The sequence below is a fragment of the Anabaena sp. WFMT genome, from assembly GCF_051781005.1.
In the GTDB taxonomy this organism is placed as follows: domain Bacteria; phylum Cyanobacteriota; class Cyanobacteriia; order Cyanobacteriales; family Nostocaceae; genus Anabaena.
Genome location: NZ_JBPWOA010000006.1, coordinates 320,422 through 339,959, shown reverse-complemented (window position 1 = coordinate 339,959; position 19,538 = coordinate 320,422). Strand labels below are relative to the sequence as shown.

The window sequence follows — 19,538 nt, the reverse complement described above, 5'->3', positions numbered from 1 at the left end:
ACATAGCAGTTTTCAAAATAGTGCAGTACGATTTTTAATCGTCAACCCCGTAGGGGCGGTGTCTCCCCGCCCTTTCCATTTCTTTCTTTCTCTCAAAGTTTTCCATTAATAATTCTTTTGATTTTGCATTACCTATCTGTACCCAGTTTTATGTTAAGACTTGAATTGAAATACACAAACACAGAGGAAGAGAGTTGAGAATGAGTCTGGTTTGGCAGGCTGACTTTTATCGGAGTCCACTGCGAGATGCAGCAGGACAGGTATTATGGGAGTTGTTGATTTGTGACGCAACTCGTAAATTTGAGTATGTAGCTACGTGTCCCCAGTCACAAGCAAATTCAAATTGGCTAACAGAACAATTTCATATAGCAGGTGCAGAAAAATTACCTGATATAATTCAAGTATTTCGACCTCAGTCTTTAGGCTTAATTACCGCTGCTGGGAATAATTTAAGTATTAAAGTTGCACCTACCCGTCGCACTTTAGCGTTAAAACAATGGTTGCAAGAAAAGCAATATCCCATAGCAGTTGATAAACCACCTCCAGCACCATTACCAGAAAACCTCTGGGGAGAACAATGGCGTTTTGCAACAATTCCCGCAGGTGATATCGTCGATGAATTTACAGAACGTCCAATTCCTGTTTTACAAATACCAGAATTTTTGAAACCCATTAATCTAGGTTTAGCCTCAACAGTTCCTGTACCCGGTGTAGTAATTTATGGTGGCAGGCAATCTATGCGTTTAGCAAGATGGTTGCAAGAAGCTAATCCTGTCAGTTTAAATTATATTGCAGGTGCGCCAGATGGTTTAATTTTAGAAGCCGCTTTAGCAGATAGATGGATTTTGGCAACTTTTGAAGATGAAGAAGTTGCAGCCGCAGCGAAAGTATATGCACAGCGAAAACAGGTAAGTAAAGGATTGCATTTTTTATTAGTGCAACCAGATGATTCAGGCATGACTTACAGTGGTTTTTGGTTATTGGGAGGGGAAGAGTAAAGCATTTTGTGAGCGATATATCTGAACTAAACGGAATGACAAGTACCTCCACACCTACTTCAAAATTCTTGAATTTATCGTATTGTTGCTCACAAATAGTCTAGGATTGCATATTACTGATAAATTTGTAAAAGATTTTCACCATTGAAATGAATCAAATGAGTTGCATCTTCTGCTACCCATACATCAGTCTCCCAGGAAATTTCTGGTAAATACTCCTTCATTGCTTTGCGGTTAAGAAAAGCTGTCACCATTACAAGTGGTATTTTAGAATTTCTGAATAAACTTTCAAGTTCAGTTTTACGTTTAGCATCAATTGGCCCGTGTGATGTTACAGCTTCAATTAAGACTAACCAGTTTTTAGGTTGGAAATGAATGATTATATCTGGCATTTTTCCATGAGTATCAATTTTAATTCCTAATTCCGATAAAGCTGATTCCTCAAAAGATGCAAATTTTTCATCTGTATCACCAACATAAATGATGCTACTATTAGGTGTAAATCGCGGACAAAAATCATTAATGATTTTCTCAATTAAAATATTTTGTCCACCTGGTGAAAGTGTGATTAATTTACCTGGAATATTAACTTCTATTCTGGCTTTTAATCTTTCTTGAGCATATTTAGTTTTGAGAGTTTCAATAGATGCTAAGTAAGTTTGCAAATTTTTATCCCATTCATCAGTTTTAAATGTCCGCAGCATCTCTAAAGCACTATCTTCAATTTGGTATACTGTTTTAGGACTATTAATAGGACGCTCAATATTATCAGGATTTACAACAATTAAACCTGCGTCAATAAATTGGTGTACCGTTTGACGGCGCACTGTTTCCCGCGTATTAGGTGCGTACTTTTTAGCATATTGTTTTTCCATAAATTCCATCATTGGTGTAATACCTTGGAGTGGTGCTTTCGCAGATATCCAAGGTTCATGAGATTTTAAATCAAGTAATGCTAGTAAGGTTAAACCTGAACGTTCATTTAGTTGTTTTCGTGGAAAACCTAAAGCAGCTAGTATTTCTATTGCTTCATCAATACGTGCTTTAATGACAATTGGATTATTTTCTGATGAATTAGTCATATTTAATAATACGGTGTCTATAAGTTTATCTATCTCAGACTGTTTAGGAAATTCTGTCCCTATATGTTTACCTAGTAAATAAAGTTGTTCTAAAGTTGGATACTTTAAACAACGTAAATCTGTCGCATTAACTTGAGTATGTCCATTAAATAAACGGAAAAATGAATCTACTAAACTAGAATTGAAATAAGCTGTAAGACCTTTGGCTAAAATTAAATCTAGTCCATGTCCCTGCTGATGAAAATAATTCAAGTGGTTTTCAAAGCCAATACTAGGAGTATCAATTTTTGTAGCATCGTAAACAACAGCAACAACTCGTTTTTTTTCCTCCTTAGTAGAAAAACGTTTAATCAAAACATAATGCTCATTAGGAATTAACAGATTAGCTGTTTCTTTAGCTAATACTATAGCTTGACATTTTTTAGTATTCTTTGGGTAGCTGATATAACCATCATTAAAATGAGTCGGATAAATTAATGGAACTGTTCCCTCCTCTCGGTTTATCCTCAAATATGACTTAATTCTAAAATCAACTACTTTCCCAGTAGAGACGTTTAAACCTAAATCTTGAATTGTGCAATAAAAATGTTTAATTTGCTCAACTACTTTCTGGCTTAAATTATCTGTTATGATGTGTATGAATTTCTCTGAATCATTAGGATAGACAACATCTGTGTATGGTATTTGATGAGATAAAATTATATCATCTTCTGCATTGACACTAGAGCTAATTAATATATTGTCTAGTTGTTTTGATTGTTTATTTGCATGAACAACAACAGTTTCTTGCAGTATTTTATCATCTGTAAATACTTCTTGACGCGAATCGAATAAATGAATTTTATCTAAAGCCATATTTTCTAGAAAAAATTGCCGAAAGTCTCGAAAATATGACCCATTACAAAAACTTCTGGGAGTAATTGCTACTAATTGTCCATTTGATGTTAATAGTTTAATGGCGGCAAAAATAAAACCCGTATATATGTTAGTTGTTTCTAAGCCTATAGAACGTAATAACAACCGATATTTTGACTGAGAATTGATTTTGTAATATGGTGGATTAAGAATAGCGTGTGTAAATTCAGTTCTTATTGAATGAGCGAATAAAGGATATTCTAATAAATTAACTACTGATTCAATAAAATCACTATGATATATTTTATAGGTAAAATCTATACCTAATTGATTACAAGCATGATGACAGCATTCAAATGTTTCTTGTAAAAAATTAATCAGAAGAGGGTCAATTTCGTAAGCAGTAATATGTATATATTTAGGTTTTTTTTGAAGTTGACACAATTCAGCTACAACGGCTGCTAATAATGATCCAGAACCAGCACCAGCATCAAGTAATGATATTTTTGGCAAACTAAAATCAAACATATTTGCCATTAATCTAGCTATTGGTAAAGGCGTTAAGAATTGACCCTTTGGACTTTTATCAGATTGCTGAATTTGATGATTTGCTTCTAAATGTATGAGATTAACTTGATTTATTAGATTTTTTGAAATACTTTTGTCTTGGTTTATAACCGTCAGTGATTTACTTTTATTTATAACCATTTTATGTTTAAATATTCTCATCCAAATACCAATAAGAAACTCATCTATTTATAACTAATTAATATATTACGCCTTAATAATTGGATTCATCCTATCTAAATATAATTGCCTCTCTCCCACAACCACCCCCCAATTTAGATACAATCTATAAACTGAACATAACCCTGACTAACCCAAATGACAAGCACCCCTACCCTCAAACTCCCCGAACTCCTAGCACCTGCTGGTAACTGGGAATGCGCTAAAGCAGCAGTAGAAAATGGTGCTGATGCGATTTACTTTGGTTTAGACAAGTTTAACGCACGGATGAGGGCTGAGAATTTCACCGAAGCAGACTTACTAGAATTAATGGAATTTCTGCACCTACGGGGGGTCAAAGGTTACGTCACTCTGAATACCCTGATTTTCCCCCAAGAACTCACTGAAGCACAGCAATACCTCAAAACTATCATTTCTGCTGGTGTTGATGCTGTCATCGTTCAAGATATCGGTATTTGTCGTCTGATTCGTCATCTTTCCCCCGACTTTCCCATTCACGCTTCAACGCAAATGACTATTACTAGCGCTGCGGGGGTAGAATTTGCTAAATCTCTTGGTTGTCAATTGGTAGTTTTAGCGCGGGAATGTTCCATTACAGAAATTAATAAAATTCAACAACAAATATCTCAAAAGAATACTTCCCTACCTTTAGAAGTTTTCGTTCACGGTGCTTTGTGCGTCGCATATTCTGGACAATGTTTAACCAGCGAAGCATTAGGAGGACGTTCCGCAAATCGGGGAGAATGCGCTCAAGCTTGTAGAATGCCTTATGATTTAATTGCAGATAGTGAAGTTGTTAATTTAGGAAACCGCAAATATTTATTAAGTCCTCAAGATTTAGCAGGTTTAGAAGTTTTACCGGAGTTGGTTAAATCTGGAGTTACCTCTTTAAAAATAGAAGGAAGATTAAAAGCACCAGAATATGTTGCTAACGTAACTCAAGTTTATCGAAAAGCATTAAATAAAATCCTGGAAACTAATGTAGAGATATTTCATAAAACGTCTCCACAGAAATCATCTGTTTTGCGTAAAGACCAATATAATTTAGAAATGGCTTTTTCTCGTGGACTTTATACAGGTTGGTTTGAGGGAATTAATAATCAAGAATTAGTTCACGCAAATTTCGGTAAAAAACGCGGTGTTTATTTAGGAGAAGTTACCCGCATTAGCAATGAACAAATAACCGTGAAACTGGAAGCACCAGTTAAACCAGGTGATGGGATTGTTTTTGATTGTGGACATCCAGAAACGAAGGAAGAAGGGGGAAGAATATATGCAGTTGTGGAAAAAGGGAAAGAGGCAATATTAAGCTTTGGTAGAAATAATTTGAATTTTCGACGGATAAATATAGGTGATAAAGTTTGGAAAACTAATGATCCAGAACTTGATAAACAAATCCGTCAAAGTTATGCTGGAGAAAATCCCCAATTTCAACGACTGATTAATGTAGATGTATATGGAGAAATTGGAGAAAAATTAATTGCGCTCGCTCGTGATGAATTTGGTAATATAGTCCAAGTAGAATCAGAAATATTGCTAGTAGAAGCACACACCAAACCTCTCACTACAGAAAGGGTCAAAGAACAATTTGGACGTTTAGGAAATACTCCTTTCTATTTAGACAATTTTATAAATAATCTCAACGGGAATATTATGTTACCCGTAAGTGAATTAAACCGAATGCGTCGGGAAATAGTCACCCAATTAGAAGAATTAAGAAGTAAACCCAAACTTTGGCAATTAAATCATCATGCAAAATGGCAAGATTTAATCACTTCCAAATTGTCTCCTATTCCAGCTTCCCCTTCTCTGATTGTTTTAGTCAGAAACATCAACCAACTCAAAGCAGTATTAACAGCAGATATCAAAACAATATACTGTGAATTTGAAAATCCTCGCAATTATCAAGAAGCAGTTAAAATAGTGCGAGAATGTGAAGAAGAAATCAGTATCTTTGTCGCACCACCCCGGATAACTAAACCCGGAGAAACCTGGATTTTAAAACAAGTCCGCGCTGCTAATGCTGATGGTTATTTAATTAGAAATTATGACCAATTAGAATATTTTGCAAATGAAAGATGTGTTGCTGACTTTTCCTTAAATATTGCTAACCCACTCACAGCAGACTATTTACAACAACACTTTAATTTAGAAAGATTAACAGCATCCTACGATTTAAATGTTAATCAACTCGAAGATTTAATTACAAATTATCCACCCCAAAACTTGGAAGTGACAATTCATCAACGAATACCAATGTTTCACATGGAACACTGTGTATTTTGCGCTTTCTTATCAGAAGGAACAGATTATACTAACTGTGGTAGACCTTGCGAAAAACAAGAAGTCAAAATTAAAGACAGAGTAGGTAGTGAACACATTCTCAAAGCTGACGCAGGATGCCGGAATACTGTATATAATAGCACTGCTCAAACTGGTGCAGAATATGTACAAAGGCTAATATCATTGGGTTTACAACACTTCCGTATTGAATTTCTCAACGAAACACCGGAACAAGTAATCAAAACAATACACCGTTATAATCAACTCCTCCAAGGAGAAATCAACGGTTCTCAACTTTGGAGAGAATTGAAACTACAAAACCAATTAGGTGTAACCCGTGGTGCGTTAAGTAAAATATAGCTAAATTGCAATAAGTAGTATTACAATACCTATAAACATTGTTTACTACTTATTATGTCAAGTTTAGCGCCTCAGTGCCAGCAATTACAAACTCAAGTTGAATCTATTTTACAACTGTTGCACCAAGAAGCGGCTTTGCGTTCTCAAGATATTACATCTGTGCAAATATCTTTGGATAAAGCAATTTCTCCGAAATTTGAAATTGTGTTTGCAGGTGCTTTTAGTGCGGGTAAATCAATGTTGATTAATGCACTTTTAGAGAGAGAATTATTATATAGTGCAGAAGGACACGCAACTGGTACAGAATGCAAAATTGAATATGCACCAGCAGATTCAGAAAGAGTTGTTTTAACATTTTTGAGTGAAGTAGAAGTTCGGGAACAAGCGGTTTCTTTGTGTCAGCAATTGGGATTTAATACAGTAGAAAATATTAATCAATCTGATGTAATTGATTTATTGCGTCAAGGTTGTATGGTAATTATTCAACAGGAAGGTGGAGAGAGTAAATCAGAACGGGGAAAACAAGCAAAAGCGTTAATTTTGTTATTAGAAGGATATGTAACAAACCGCGATCGCATTGGCAAGAAGGAAAATTTAGAATGAAAATTTCTCTAGAATTTTGTCCTAACAAACCAGAAATTAAAGAACCAGAATCACCCCTTGAAGATTTACGTCGAATGATAAACGATGCTACATCATAACTCTTACCTTTGCGTCTTTGCGCCTTTGCGTGAGATAAAAACATGAACAAAACCCCACGTATCGCCATACCCCCAGCAGTCAGAACCTACGTTTTCCAAAGGGATAAATATCAATGTCAAAGTTGTGGTAAAACTTCCCAAGAAACTAACCTCAGCATTGATCATATTATCCCTTTGTCGCGTGGTGGTAAAAACGATATTAGTAATTTACAAACTCTCTGCTTAACTTGTAATCAGCAAAAAACTGATCAAATTGACAATCGCTTTCACCGACATTTCGATATTTAACCTAAAATGCAACCAGTACGGGGGGGAATGGTTAAACAAATCTCTTCACCATTGCATTCAATTTCCCCAGTACCAAATAAAATTTGATCAGGTTGAGTTTGTAAACCGCTACAATCTACATTACCCGTTGCAGTTGCTGTACCCACATTCACAGCAATAATTAATTCCTCAGTTCCCAAGGTTCGCGCAAATATATACAGCGTTCCCTGTGCATAAAGAATTTGATAATCCCCAATACGCAAAGCTTGATATTTTTGACGTAGAGAAATTAATTTTTTGTGCGTATCAAGAATTTCTAAGTTCCAATTTGCTTCTAAAGGAAAACCTCGACGCGAATCTGGATCTAATGCACCTGGTAAACCGACTTCATCACCATAATAAATACTAGATGCACCGGGGAAAGTGAGTAAAAGTAAAGTTGCTAATTCTGCACTTGGGATATCACCACCAGCAATGGTAATTAATCTAGCTGTATCGTGACTTGCGAGCAAATTAAGTTGTGTTAGTTGAATTTCCCAAGGATAAAGTGCTAGTAATTCTTTGATTTTAGCAGCGTATTCAGCCGCAAATAATGGTGGAGAGGGTTGATAATCACGGCCTTGTACCTGTTCTAAATCTACTCTGTCGCCTGCGGTAAAGGCAATAGTTAGCCCAGCAAATAAATAATTCATCACTCCATCAAATTGGGTTCCATCTAACCATTCACGGGAATCTCCCCACACTTCACCGACGATATAAGCATCTGGATTAATAGCTTTGACCCGTTGGCGAAATTCTTGCCAAAATCCAGGAGTTTTAATTTCAAAAGGTACATCTAAACGCCAACCATCAATGCCAAATTTAATCCAATATTCGGCAATTTCCATGATGTATTCCCGTACTTCTGGGTTATCATGATTAAATACTGGTAAAGAGCGAAGTCCTGCCCAACCTTCATAGTTTGCAGGTAAATCACCGGTGTAGGGTGCAAGCGGCCAGCCGTGAATTTTAAACCAATTTACCCAAGGAGAATGGGGTCCATTTTCTAAAACATCATGAAAGAAGAAAAAGCCCCGACTAGAATGATTGAATACTCCATCTAACACAACTTTTATATTTCGCTGATGGGCTGCATCTAGTAATTCTTTAAAAGCTTCATTACCTCCCAAAAGTGGATCAACTTGATAATAATCATGGGTGTGATAGCGGTGATTACTTGCAGATTGAAAGATGGGTGTGAAGTAAATGGCGTTAATTCCTAAACTTTGGATATAGTCTAATTGTTCCAATATGCCCCACAAATCCCCACCTTTATAACCTTGGAGGGTTGGCATTGCTTCCCAATCTTCCCAACGCGCTTCATTTAATAAACGTTTGCGTGGTTGTTTGCTTCTAGCGAATCTATCAGGAAAAATTTGATAGAAAACAGCGTGTTTAACCCAGTCTGGTGTTTGAATTTGCATAAATTTTGTCTTTTACTCCATTAGTACACATATAGAGTATGACGTGATTTTTATGGTGAACATCCCCAGTTTGCAAATGCAGATGGTTGGATTGAGGTTTTATCCCCAGATACAGCAATCGTGTGATGATGAAGATGCAAAAGACTCCCTATTAATGCGGCTATTTCTCGATTTTGCAACTACAGAAGCCTTAAAAAATAATACGCTGCAAGCCCATACCACAGAAATGTCTGAAGCTACTCATAAACTAATAAACTAATTGAAGGTGTGCAATTAGACGATGAGTAAGTTTGTCGGTAACAAAATTTCAAACTTTGTGGCTTTGCCTCTTTGCGTCTAATGCACTTTCGTGCTTCGCTGCGCTGGTGCGCGAAACATAATTTATTCCGCAATTATGCAACGCCCAATTTTTAAGTAAATGAACCACGGAGAGTTGTTCTAAATCTGCAACACACGAGCTAAGAATTGAGGTAGTGGCAGGATTATTATTAATAATAAAGCGATCGCACTTAATCCCAAAATATCACGTCCGTTATCCAGTTCTGTGACATCGTTCAGCGCTGGTTCATCAATTAAGGGAATAAATAATAACAGAATTGCCCACAACAGAAATTCTCTACGGATAAAAGACAGCATGAGTAACAACAAACGAGCGATTTGACCAATGACAACTGCGGTGCGTTGTCCAAACATGGCATGGACAATATGACCTCCATCAAGTTGTCCCACGGGCATCAAATTTAATGCTGTGACAATCAGTCCTAAAAATCCAGCTACTGCTACGGGGTGTAAATTCAAGGCAGATTGGGCGGTTAATTCACTTCCCAAGGCTAATTTTGAAAGTAATGCTAATAAAATTGAATATTTGGGATTAAGGGCATTGGGGTTTAACAGTCCCATTTTTTCGCTCAAAGGTACTACTTCCGAATGAGCTAAACCCCAGATAAGTAGTGGTAAAGTGGCGATAAAACCAGCAATCGGACCAGCAATACTGACATCAAATAACGCTTTGCGGTGGGGAATAGGACTACGCATTTGAATAAATGCGCCAAAAGTTCCTAAGAAAAAAGGCACAGGGATAAAATAAGGCAGGGTCGAGCGAATTTTATGGAATCGAGCCGTGAAATAGTGACCAAGTTCATGGATACCCAAGATGGTGATTAGTCCTAAGGCGTAGGGTAAACCATTTGTGAGTAGAGTGAGGTCAGATTTGAGTTTCGTTAATTCCACCCCAGCAATTTGCGAGCCGATTAAGGTGGTGGTGAATAAAGTTAGTAACAACAGTGAAAGGGCTACTGCGGCTTGAGTTAAATTTTCTGAAGCGCGGTTTGTATTTTGTTTAGCAGCTTGGGAATTGGGAACAAGTACAAAGAAGGGTTTATCATTCATACCTTCTTGAAATATCACCAAAAAGCGATCGCCAAATAGCCCTTCAATATTTGTTTTAATCTGGTGATAGGCTTGATTGGCCGTAGTTCGCAACTGACCGCGACAAATCACTGCTTGGGGTCGATACTCAATGTTTTGTAGGTAGTATACAGACCAAGGAAAACAATTTCGCAGATTAGTTTCTTCTGCCGGCTCAATGGGACGCACTGGTGATGGTTCGGAGGTAGGGTGATTAGCTGATTGTAATCCTGTCATTTGGTCTTGAGTCTGGGTATCTCCTGGTACTCTACGCCCTGACAGAAATAAAAACCAGTATAGCAGCAGAGAAACTACCAAAGGCCAGATAATCAGCCCTGGTGGAGGTGGTTGTTTTGTGCCATAAATCAAAGTCCAACCGCTTAAGATCAATGCAGGTGTCATTAATACCAGCCACAATAACCACACTGGTGTCCTGGTGATATGAGCAACGCTGCGCTGCACTATGAGATAAGTAGCTAGACCCAGTAAGAGAAGAAACCAAAATGCCATGTTATGTTCACTAATTTGGACAAAAAAAGTAGTTCAGGACTGCCTTGCTATTTCCTGCCAAGACGCTGACGCAAACAGGAGTTCATGATCAAGGAAGTAGGAACACAGAAGCTGGAAAATTTCTGCTTGTGAATTATTTCTTAACTTCTTAACTCCTTTTCCCTGATGGATATGGGTTATTCTGTACATTGAAAACGCCTTCCCCCCAAAAATTCTCTTCAGGTAGCAGTACTCCTAATTAAAGAGACCTACCACGAAATCAGAATTCTTGATTTTGTAATCCTTTGATTTATGTCTCCTGCACCTCAACAACCAAGTCATACAATTAAGCCTCCACAGACTGTACTTTCTGGTCAAATGCCAGTAGGAGAAATCCTTTCTAGTTCAACTGAAACAGAATCAGCATCTACCGACTTGGGCATCAACAAAATTTTTGCCTTTCCACCAAATCGAGATACATTAGGAGGAACTTCTTATCTTATTGTAAGAAATGAAGGTAATATTCTCATTGACTGCCCGTCTTTAGAGCAAATTAATCAGAATTTTTGGGAATGCCTGGGGCAAACTACACAAACAGAGAAAGGTGTACGTTGGTTGTTCATCACTCATCGTGGTGCTATTGGTAAAACATCAGAAATTCAACAAGCCCTTGATTGTGAGATTCTCATTCAAGAGCAAGAAGCTTATTTATTACCTGGCTTAAATGTCACTACCTTCGGTCAAGAATTTACTCTTGATACCACCACACAAGTTCTCTGGACACCTGGACATTCTCCAGGCTCCTCATGTCTATATTATCGTGAATTTGGGGGAGTTCTGTTTTCGGGACGGCATTTAGTCCCCAACTTGCAAGGTGAACCTGTACCATTACGCACAGCAAAAACCTTTCACTGGCCTAGACAACTAAAAAGTGTTCAAACTTTGTGCGATCGCTTTACACCAGAAACTCTACAATACATTTGCCCCGGCGGGAACATCGGTTTCCTTCGAGGCAAACACTTTATAGACCAAGCTTATCAGCGATTAGTCAGTGCTGAGTATTGAGTAGTGAGTACCGAGTACCGAGTATTGAGTACCGAGTATTGAGTATTGAGTAGGAATTTTCCTTCTGCTTCACCTCTCCTCTCCATCATTCCTTCTCTGCGACAACCAAATTTTTAGTCAACAATTCTACAGCGGCTTGATATTGGCTATCTGCTTCTGTGGCAATTTGGTCACGGGTGATTGGTGTTTGGGTAATTACTGTGTCTGGCTTAATGCCTAGTTTGTTAATGTCTCGATGGTTGGGAGTTTCATATTTAGCAATTGTCACTGCCAATCCAGAACCATCGGATAATTCAAATAACGATTGAATTAGACCTTTACCAAAGGTAGTTTCACCTACTAACTGGGCGCGACCATTATCTTGCAGCGCACCGGCCAGAATCTCACTAGCACTAGCAGTCCCTTGATTTACCAATATCACTAATGGGTCTGGTGTTAAGGCTTGTCCAGAGGCTTCAAAATTGCCCTGAATCCCTTGACGATTGACTGTGTAGACAATTGTGCCAGAATCTAACCACTGACGCGCCACTTCAATTCCTGCTTGTAATAAACCCCCTGGATTATTTCGCAAATCGAGAATATAGGCAACCGCGCCTTTTTTTTCTAAACTAGAAATAGCGTGTGCTAACTCCATAGCCGCATTAGCATTAAATTGAGTCAGACGGAGGTAGCCAATGGGTTTTCCTTGGGGGGATAAACGCAAATCAGCTACAACAGGATTAAGTTCAATGCGATCGCGCATCAAAATAAATTCCTGGTCTGTTTCTCCCTCTCGGCCAATCAAAAGTGATACCACACTACCGATAGGGCCACGCATTCGAGAAGCAGCTTCATCAAGAGTGAGATTTTCTGTAGATAATCCTTCAATCTTCAAAATGCGATCGCGTGGTCTTAACCCAGCTTTCTCTGCCGGCGAACCCTCAATAGGTGTAATTACCTCCAAAATACCCGTTTGGGGATTGAGGGCAATTTGTAAACCCACACCCGTCAGTTCACCAGAAGTATTAACTTGCAAACTGCGGTACTGCTCTGGGTCTAGAAACCTAGTAAAAGGATCATCAAGGCTTTTCAGCATCTTCTGAATAGCCGTGTATGCTGCCTGGTCATTTAGCAGCGGCTTCTTTAGAGCCTGTTGCCGCACATCAGACCAGTTTTGATGATTAAACGTCTCATCCAGATAAGAGCGATTTACAATTCGCCACACCTCAGAAACCAGCTTTTGCTCCTGAGTCAAAGCGATCGCTGGTGAGATGAATGCGCCAAAAATCAAGCAAAAACCCAATAGTAAGGAAAATCCCCACCTAAAAACCTTTTTATTCATGTTCACCTCAACCCAAATTAGCTCTAACTGTCCAGTTGCCACGTTTTTGATGAAATCTATCTCTCGACTATGTTACTTTTTTTATAGAAGAGGTGCATTGCTCTCATCAAGTTGTCATCAACAGCTGCTGTGCATATCCCTCCTCAAAAACGATAAAATCTACTTTGGAACCAACATTTTCAGCGTTGGCTTGCAAAGAGATCGCAATATATTCGATATTTACAGAGTGTTAAGTTTCTGAAAATCTTAACGATTCTGCAAGAAAGCTACTCTTTGTGAAAATCCCAAAATTGCTATTGGGAGATTTATCAACCGCAACCAATTTTTAGGAACTTAAGATTGTATGGCCAACGTTTATGACTGGTTTGAGGAACGCTTAGACCTTGAAGCGCTCGCTGAAGATGTAACCAGTAAGTACGTCCCTCCCCACGTCAACATTTTCTACTGTCTAGGTGGAATCACCCTCGTTTGCTTCCTCATCCAGTTTGCCACTGGATTTGCGATGACATTCTACTACAAACCCACAGTAGCAGAAGCTTATTCCTCCGTTCAGTACATCATGAATGAAGTCAACTTCGGCTGGCTAATTCGCTCCATTCACCGCTGGTCAGCCAGCATGATGGTGTTAATGATGATTCTGCACGTCTTCCGAGTTTATCTAACCGGTGGTTTCAAAAAACCCCGCGAACTGACTTGGGTAAGTGGAGTCATCCTCGCTGTCATCACAGTTTCCTTCGGTGTGACTGGTTACTCCCTACCTTGGGATCAAGTTGGTTACTGGGCTGTAAAAATCGTTAGTGGTGTACCCGAAGCAATTCCCGTAGTTGGTGTTCTCATCTCTGACCTACTACGTGGTGGTTCTAGTGTCGGTCAAGCGACCCTAACCCGCTACTATAGCGCCCACACCTTTGTCCTACCTTGGTTGATTGCAGTATTCATGCTGTTCCACTTCTTGATGATCCGCAAACAAGGTATTTCTGGGCCTTTGTAACTGAAAATTATCACTAAATAGGTAAAAACTGTTTCCAGATCAGAGTCGTTTGTTTTAAACTTAGGGCAAATAACATTTAAGTGAAAAACAAACACTATTCTCTGAAGCTGTAAGCATTGAAAGCTACAAAAACTTATTTCAACTAGCAAGACAGAACTTAGTGTCATACTAAATTTGTGGCTTTCAACCAGACGCACAAACGTGCGGCTTACCTAAATAGCTGATGGCTTTCACAAATGCTTTAACTTAATTTAAGCAGGAGAGCAAATTTCAAAATGTCAACGCAAAAAAAACCGGATCTCAGTGATCCTCAGTTAAGAGCCAAACTTGCCAAAGGCATGGGTCACAACTATTATGGTGAACCCGCTTGGCCTAATGATTTGCTCTACGTGTTCCCAATCGTGATTATGGGTTCATTCGCTTGTATTGTCGCTCTAGCAGTCCTAGATCCCGCCATGACTGGTGAACCGGCTAATCCTTTTGCTACCCCCTTGGAAATTTTGCCAGAGTGGTATCTGTATCCTGTTTTCCAGATTTTACGCTCCCTTCCTAACAAACTGTTAGGAGTACTGGCAATGGCTGCCGTACCCTTGGGTCTGATTCTCGTTCCCTTCATTGAGAACGTGAATAAGTTCCAAAACCCCTTCCGTCGTCCAGTAGCAACAACAGTATTTTTGTTTGGTACTTTTGTAACTATCTGGTTAGGTATTGGTGCTGCATTACCATTAGATAAATCTCTGACTTTGGGTCTGTTCTAACTGAGTTTTTCCACAAAGTACTGTAATGCCTGTGAGTTTAAAGAGCATATACCTAGGTTATGAGTCTAACAACTTAGCCGCAAGGCTTACATAGTCTATTAGTCACTCATATTCCTGGCTAATATGCTTTTTAAAACACACAGGCATTGATTTTCAGAGTCTAGGTTTTGTCTGGAATTTGAAGTTTTGGATATAAGATCAAAGCTATTGCTAAATCTCAACCCAACAAAACCTGCATTTTTTACTTACTTAATATTCAAGTCACGGTCAATGCTTACCATAGTGCAGCAAGACCATCTGACAGTAAAGAGCGATCTTAAGCTCCTAAACCAGGTGCAACAATGGTTTGAAAAATTCTGTCTGCAATATTTAACTCAATACGGCTGGTCAGAAAGCCAACTCTATCGCCTCAATTTAGCATTAGCAGAAGGCTTTACTAACGCAGTTCGCCACGCTCATCGTTCTTTACCACCAGATACAACGATAGATATTGAAGTGAGTCTATGGATTGACCGACTAGAAATGAGAATCTGGGATTATGGAAAACCATTTAACCCTGATGCGATCATTGAGCCAGAACCAGGTACTCTACAAGTAGGTGGGTATGGATGGTTTCTCCTCCGACGCTTGGCAGATCATGTTGTTTATGAACGTGATGCTGATAACAGAAATTGTCTGCTGATTGTCAAATATTGTCTGGAAGGGCAACATTAGCTTCAGAGACTTCCATTGTTTGGAAGGCAGGGGGCAGGGAGCAGGGAGCAGGGGAAGGAAAAAGTCGTTTTGATTCAGTGAAATTGGATAATTGATTTTGTGGAGTTCTCTAACTCTCTTCAGTCAAATGGGAATGAAACCTTAATTTTTACCAGGCTATGAACCTGAAATTTGTCGATTTATTTCGATAGTGATTAAAGAAAATTAAGCAGAAAAAGCCCCATATTTGCCAGATATCAGGCCTTAGGTTGAATTTTTGTTTAAGCTAAGTCAAAAAGCAAAATTTCCGCACTGAGATTTGTACTAATTTCTAGTTGTTCTTCTCCAGTAATTTGTACTCCGTCGCCGGCTCTTAGTTCTTGACCATTGAAAGTTGCTTCACCTGTCGCTATTTGTAACCAGGCATAACGATGAGGCTGGACATGATAATTTACAACATCGCCCTTCTCTAAAATAGATGCGTATAAATCAATATCTTGGTGAATAGTCACAGCACCATCACGTCCATCTTTAGCTGCGATTAATCTCAGTTTTCCTCGCTTTTCTGCCGCAGAAAAAGCCTTTTGGTCATACCTTGGTGATAATCCTGGTGTGTCTGGTAACATCCAGATTTGCAATAAATGTAACTCTTCAGTTTTGGAGTGATTAAATTCGCTGTGCATGATACCAGTGCCAGCGCTCATAATCTGTGCGTCACCGGGACGAATTACTGAACCTGTACCCAAACTATCTTTATGTTCAACTGCACCTGATACAACATAGGTGAGGATTTCCATATCTCGATGTCCGTGAGTAGGAAATCCAGCCCCAGCAGCAATGCGGTCATCATTAATCACTCTTAAAGAGCGAAATCCCATGCGGTTGGGATCATGAAAGTGACTGAAGGAAAATGTATGATAACTATCGAGCCAGTCAATTTGACTATGACCGCGTAAATTTCCGTCATGAATTATGTAGTTAATCGTATTTTGAGACATCATATTAAGTCCTACTAAGTTCATAAATTATTGAGGATTACTATATAGTTTAAGATGTTCCCGTATAAGATGAAAAGTACGCACTTAAAAGTTGCATACTTACCAAAAAGATACTATTAAACCGCGCTTTATTCCTGACTGTAGAGACGTTGCATGGAACGTCTCTACGGGATTGGCAGATTACAGATAAATGAGGCTTACGTGAGTTTCGACTTGTCTTCGACACACTACGTGAACGCTCAACTACCGCGTCAGCGGCTCGACTAAGCTATTCCTGAATTAGATTACTAATGATTTGGAACTTTCTTGAGTATCTGCTGATACCGTTCCTGTAGATCCCGAATTGAAAACAGGACATCAAATTGCAACCCATTAGACTGATATAATTCTGCTCCCCCTTGTAATCGGTCTATCAAAGAAATTACTCTATTGACTGTATAACCTGCTGCTTGTAATCGTTCTACAGCTTTCAGTGCAGATTGCCCAGTAGTAACAACGTCTTCTAGAACCACTACTTTTGCACCTTGTGGCAAACTGGGTCCTTCTATATAAGCCATTGTTCCATGACCTTTAGCTTCTTTGCGAATAATTAAAGCTGGTAGGGGTCGATTTTCATAGACGGAAACTACACTCACTGCTGAAACTATGGGGTCAGCCCCCAAGGTTAAACCTGCTACTGCTTGTGTATCTTCCGGTAATAGTTGTAACAAAAGTCTGCCTACTGCCAAAGCACCTTGAGGGTGGAGTGTTACTTGTTTACCGTTAATATAGTAAGAACTCTGCTGTCCAGAAGAAAGAACAAAATCACCTTCTTGATAAGCAAGTTGGCAAAATAAATCTAGTAACTTCTGACGCAGGGTTGTTAAATCAGTAGTAGTTGCCCAAATATCCGATTGGTTAGATGTTTCAGTAGAATTAGACATTACAAACAGTTAAAAGTTGTGCTACACCAAAGGTTAAACTCATGAGAGTTCTGAGACTAAGCATAAATTAAGATTCGTCCAAAAATTGAGGAGTAGTAAATATGGGTATAAAATGGCAAGGTTTTGGTGGATTACTAGTACTCCTGGCTACTAGTACTGCCTTTCCTGTAGTTGCAGTTGCTCAGATGCAAGCAGATAATTATGAAACAACGAGTGATAGCTTCGAGAGAGCTTATTTTCGCCATGATCCTAATTTTTACGATAATGGCAGTTTAAAGCGTCAGGTAGATTCTTTGGTGGGTCCTGGAGGTAAGTTTGGAACAACTTTCCCTGATAATGAAATAGCGAAAGATGCTGAGTTGGTTAATACTCTTTATCGCGATGTTCTCACTCAACAAGCTATGAATGATCCATATCTTCGTACCCCTGATTTACCGAATCCTTACGACACTTCTCTGTTGATGTCTCCTCGGTACAATGCTAATCAGCTAAAAGTTGGTACTGAATACAACTTTGATACTTTAACTGCTCGATAAAAATTCTGTTAGCAGCTTCGGTGCTGAGTGCTGAGTGGTGGCCAGTTACTCTCAGGACTCAGGACTTAAAAATATTTTTATACGTCTTCTTGTACGCAGTTGGTGATGGCTAGTTAAGGTATACTTTATTCAGGTTCCCCAACTCGCAACCCCATAATAATTAAATCCCGTTCTACACCAGCTAAATCGGCTATTTTGGGCAAATGCCCCCAATGTTGAAAACCGAATTTTTCAAATAGCTTCAAACTGGGGTAATTATGGGCAAAAATAAAGCTCACTAAAGTTTTTAAACCTAAATTCGGACTTTCGTTAATTGCTTGTTCTACTAGTTGCTTTCCTAAACCACGTTTTTGAAAGTTTGGGGAAATGTAAATACTAATTTCGGCTGTGGAATGGTAAGCTGGTCTGCCATAAAATGATTGGAAACTTAGCCATCCAGCGATCGCACCATCTGCCTCAATGATCCACAGAGGGCGTTGTGAGGGTACTCGTCCTTTAAACCAAGCCATGCGACTTTCCACAGATACAGGTTCTAAATCGGCTGTGGCCATGCGGCTAGGAACAGCAGCGTTATAAATATCTACAATTGTCGGTAAGTCTGTTTCTGTGGCATGGCGGATGGTCATTGCGGCTATTTGAGCAAAATTCTTAGTAAAATATTTACAAATAATACACTGTCATCGGCAAATTTATTCGGTTTTGTGCTGATTGTATTTTATCTAAATGGAGAAAAAATTTTGTTTCGTATTTGGCAATCGCTCAGTCTTGTTTTCACAGTCATAATTATTATTAGCTTAGGATCAATATATGTCCAGGCTCAACCCTCTTCTAACTCATCTGAACATTCAGCAAAAGTGAATGTTAAAGTCCCAGATTTGGGAAGGCATTTCCAAAAATTTGGGGTTGAAGGATCGATATTAATTTATGACTCAAAAAACAATCTCACCTATGAACACAATCCTCAACGTAATGCCACTGCAATGACTCCGGCTTCAACTTTCAAGATTTTCAACGCCTTGACGGCTTTAGAAACGGGTGTGATTGCTGATGATGTGGCTGTCCTGACTTGGGATGGAATTCATCGGGATTTTGAGGTTTGGAATCAAGATACGAATTTACGTCAAGCCTTCAAAAATTCAACTGTCTGGTTTTATCAAGTTCTAGCACGTAAAATCGGATATGAAAGAATGCAGCAATGGATTGATAAAGTTGGCTATGGCAACCGTCAAATTGGTACTGCCGCAGACATTGATCGTTTCTGGTTGCAAGAACCATTGAAAATTACACCCAAAGCGCAAATTGATTTTTTGCAACGGTTGTATGAAGGTAATTTACCTTTTACAAAACGGACAATGGATGTTGTTAAAGATATTATGGTGCGGGAACAGACTCCAGAATACACGCTACGCGCTAAGACAGGGTGGTCAATTACTAATAAACCACAAATAGGTTGGTTTGTTGGCTATTGGGAACAAAACAAAAATGTCTACTTTTTTGCTACAAATATTGTCATCAATAAACCAGATGATCTACCTGCCAGAATTGAGATTACACGCAGCAGCTTGAAGGATCTAGCTTTACTATAATTAATTCCCTAAATT

Annotated in this window: 18 protein-coding genes and 1 pseudogene; 12 read left to right on the top strand and 7 right to left on the bottom strand. The window is 38.8% G+C overall.

The features are described from left to right. Window positions 1-200 precede the first annotated feature (200 nt). Window positions 201-998, top strand: a complete 798-nt coding sequence (locus ACSQ6I_RS06205; protein ID WP_438889497.1) for a Tab2/Atab2 family RNA-binding protein — start codon at window positions 201-203, stop codon at window positions 996-998. A 113-nt stretch (window positions 999-1,111) separates the two neighbouring features. On the opposite strand, the gene ACSQ6I_RS06200 is transcribed toward ACSQ6I_RS06205, so the two are convergent. After that, window positions 1,112-3,643 carry a BsuBI/PstI family type II restriction endonuclease gene (locus ACSQ6I_RS06200; protein WP_438889496.1) on the bottom strand — a complete coding sequence of 844 codons (2,532 nt, stop codon included), beginning with the start codon at window positions 3,641-3,643 and terminating at the stop codon, window positions 1,112-1,114. Window positions 3,644-3,820: 177 nt separating this feature from the next. Here ACSQ6I_RS06200 and ACSQ6I_RS06195 point away from each other — a divergent pair, with 177 nt between their 5' ends. The 4 genes and pseudogenes from ACSQ6I_RS06195 to ACSQ6I_RS06180 all read left to right on the top strand — a co-directional run bounded on the left by ACSQ6I_RS06195 (window position 3,821) and on the right by ACSQ6I_RS06180 (window position 7,314). Next, entirely contained in the window at window positions 3,821-6,325 is a 2,505-nt protein-coding gene (locus ACSQ6I_RS06195; protein WP_438889495.1) for a DUF3656 domain-containing U32 family peptidase, read from the top strand. A 54-nt stretch (window positions 6,326-6,379) separates the two neighbouring features. Further along, window positions 6,380-6,919, top strand: a pseudogene (locus ACSQ6I_RS06190) (dynamin family protein); the annotation flags it as partial. Between the two features lie 5 nt (window positions 6,920-6,924). Continuing rightward, the gene (locus ACSQ6I_RS06185) at window positions 6,925-7,026 is read left to right on the top strand and encodes a KGK domain-containing protein (protein ID WP_438889493.1); all 102 of its coding nucleotides are present in this window, start codon (window positions 6,925-6,927) and stop codon (window positions 7,024-7,026) included. Window positions 7,027-7,068: 42 nt separating this feature from the next. Next, window positions 7,069-7,314, top strand: coding sequence for an HNH endonuclease (locus tag ACSQ6I_RS06180; protein ID WP_438889492.1), 246 nt, complete (start codon window positions 7,069-7,071; stop codon window positions 7,312-7,314). On the opposite strand, the gene ACSQ6I_RS06175 is transcribed toward ACSQ6I_RS06180, so the two are convergent. Next, window positions 7,311-8,756: a glycoside hydrolase family 13 protein gene (locus tag ACSQ6I_RS06175; RefSeq protein ID WP_438889491.1), complete on the bottom strand. Its 1,446-nt coding sequence runs from the start codon at window positions 8,754-8,756 to the stop codon at window positions 7,311-7,313. The two genes, ACSQ6I_RS06180 and ACSQ6I_RS06175, sit on opposite strands and share 4 nt — an antisense overlap. A gap of 52 nt (window positions 8,757-8,808) precedes the next feature. On the opposite strand from ACSQ6I_RS06175, the gene ACSQ6I_RS06170 reads away from it, so the two are divergent. Next, the gene (locus ACSQ6I_RS06170; RefSeq protein WP_438889490.1) at window positions 8,809-9,015 is read left to right on the top strand and encodes a hypothetical protein; all 207 of its coding nucleotides are present in this window, start codon (window positions 8,809-8,811) and stop codon (window positions 9,013-9,015) included. Between the two features lie 179 nt (window positions 9,016-9,194). Here the strand turns inward: ACSQ6I_RS06170 and ACSQ6I_RS06165 are convergent, their stop codons facing one another. After that, entirely contained in the window at window positions 9,195-10,673 is a 1,479-nt protein-coding gene (locus ACSQ6I_RS06165; RefSeq protein WP_438889489.1) for a site-2 protease family protein, read from the bottom strand. A gap of 291 nt (window positions 10,674-10,964) precedes the next feature. Here ACSQ6I_RS06165 and ACSQ6I_RS06160 point away from each other — a divergent pair, with 291 nt between their 5' ends. Further along, a complete protein-coding gene (locus ACSQ6I_RS06160) occupies window positions 10,965-11,717 on the top strand; it encodes an MBL fold metallo-hydrolase (RefSeq protein WP_438889488.1) in 753 nt (250 codons plus the stop codon). Window positions 11,718-11,802: 85 nt separating this feature from the next. Here the strand turns inward: ACSQ6I_RS06160 and ctpA are convergent, their stop codons facing one another. Next, window positions 11,803-13,038, bottom strand: a complete 1,236-nt coding sequence (gene ctpA, locus ACSQ6I_RS06155; protein WP_438889487.1) for a carboxyl-terminal processing protease CtpA — start codon at window positions 13,036-13,038, stop codon at window positions 11,803-11,805. A gap of 343 nt (window positions 13,039-13,381) precedes the next feature. On the opposite strand from ctpA, the gene petB reads away from it, so the two are divergent. The 3 genes from petB (at window position 13,382) to ACSQ6I_RS06140 (ending at window position 15,501) form a co-directional block, all read left to right on the top strand. After that, window positions 13,382-14,029 carry a cytochrome b6 gene (petB, locus tag ACSQ6I_RS06150; RefSeq protein WP_015212945.1) on the top strand — a complete coding sequence of 216 codons (648 nt, stop codon included), beginning with the start codon at window positions 13,382-13,384 and terminating at the stop codon, window positions 14,027-14,029. 275 nt (window positions 14,030-14,304) lie between these two features. After that, the gene (gene petD, locus ACSQ6I_RS06145) at window positions 14,305-14,787 is read left to right on the top strand and encodes a cytochrome b6-f complex subunit IV (RefSeq protein ID WP_015212944.1); all 483 of its coding nucleotides are present in this window, start codon (window positions 14,305-14,307) and stop codon (window positions 14,785-14,787) included. Between the two features lie 270 nt (window positions 14,788-15,057). Further along, window positions 15,058-15,501 (top strand): ATP-binding protein, encoded by a 444-nt coding sequence (locus ACSQ6I_RS06140; protein WP_438889486.1) that lies wholly within the window; start codon window positions 15,058-15,060, stop codon window positions 15,499-15,501. A gap of 260 nt (window positions 15,502-15,761) precedes the next feature. Here the strand turns inward: ACSQ6I_RS06140 and ACSQ6I_RS06135 are convergent, their stop codons facing one another. Together ACSQ6I_RS06135 and pyrE are read right to left on the bottom strand one after the other, a co-directional pair. Further along, on the bottom strand, window positions 15,762-16,478 hold the full coding sequence (locus ACSQ6I_RS06135; protein WP_438889661.1) for a pirin family protein: 717 nt from the start codon (window positions 16,476-16,478) through the stop codon (window positions 15,762-15,764). 287 nt (window positions 16,479-16,765) lie between these two features. Beyond that, the gene (gene pyrE, locus ACSQ6I_RS06130; protein WP_438889485.1) at window positions 16,766-17,401 is read right to left on the bottom strand and encodes an orotate phosphoribosyltransferase; all 636 of its coding nucleotides are present in this window, start codon (window positions 17,399-17,401) and stop codon (window positions 16,766-16,768) included. A gap of 101 nt (window positions 17,402-17,502) precedes the next feature. Between pyrE and ACSQ6I_RS06125 the strand changes: the two genes are divergently transcribed. Continuing rightward, on the top strand, window positions 17,503-17,937 hold the full coding sequence (locus tag ACSQ6I_RS06125) for a hypothetical protein (RefSeq protein ID WP_438889484.1): 435 nt from the start codon (window positions 17,503-17,505) through the stop codon (window positions 17,935-17,937). A gap of 125 nt (window positions 17,938-18,062) precedes the next feature. On the opposite strand, the gene ACSQ6I_RS06120 is transcribed toward ACSQ6I_RS06125, so the two are convergent. Continuing rightward, a complete protein-coding gene (locus ACSQ6I_RS06120) occupies window positions 18,063-18,563 on the bottom strand; it encodes a GNAT family N-acetyltransferase (RefSeq protein ID WP_438889483.1) in 501 nt (166 codons plus the stop codon). 111 nt (window positions 18,564-18,674) lie between these two features. Here ACSQ6I_RS06120 and blaOXA point away from each other — a divergent pair, with 111 nt between their 5' ends. Further along, window positions 18,675-19,523, top strand: coding sequence for a class D beta-lactamase (blaOXA, locus tag ACSQ6I_RS06115; protein WP_438889482.1), 849 nt, complete (start codon window positions 18,675-18,677; stop codon window positions 19,521-19,523). Window positions 19,524-19,538 lie beyond the last annotated feature (15 nt).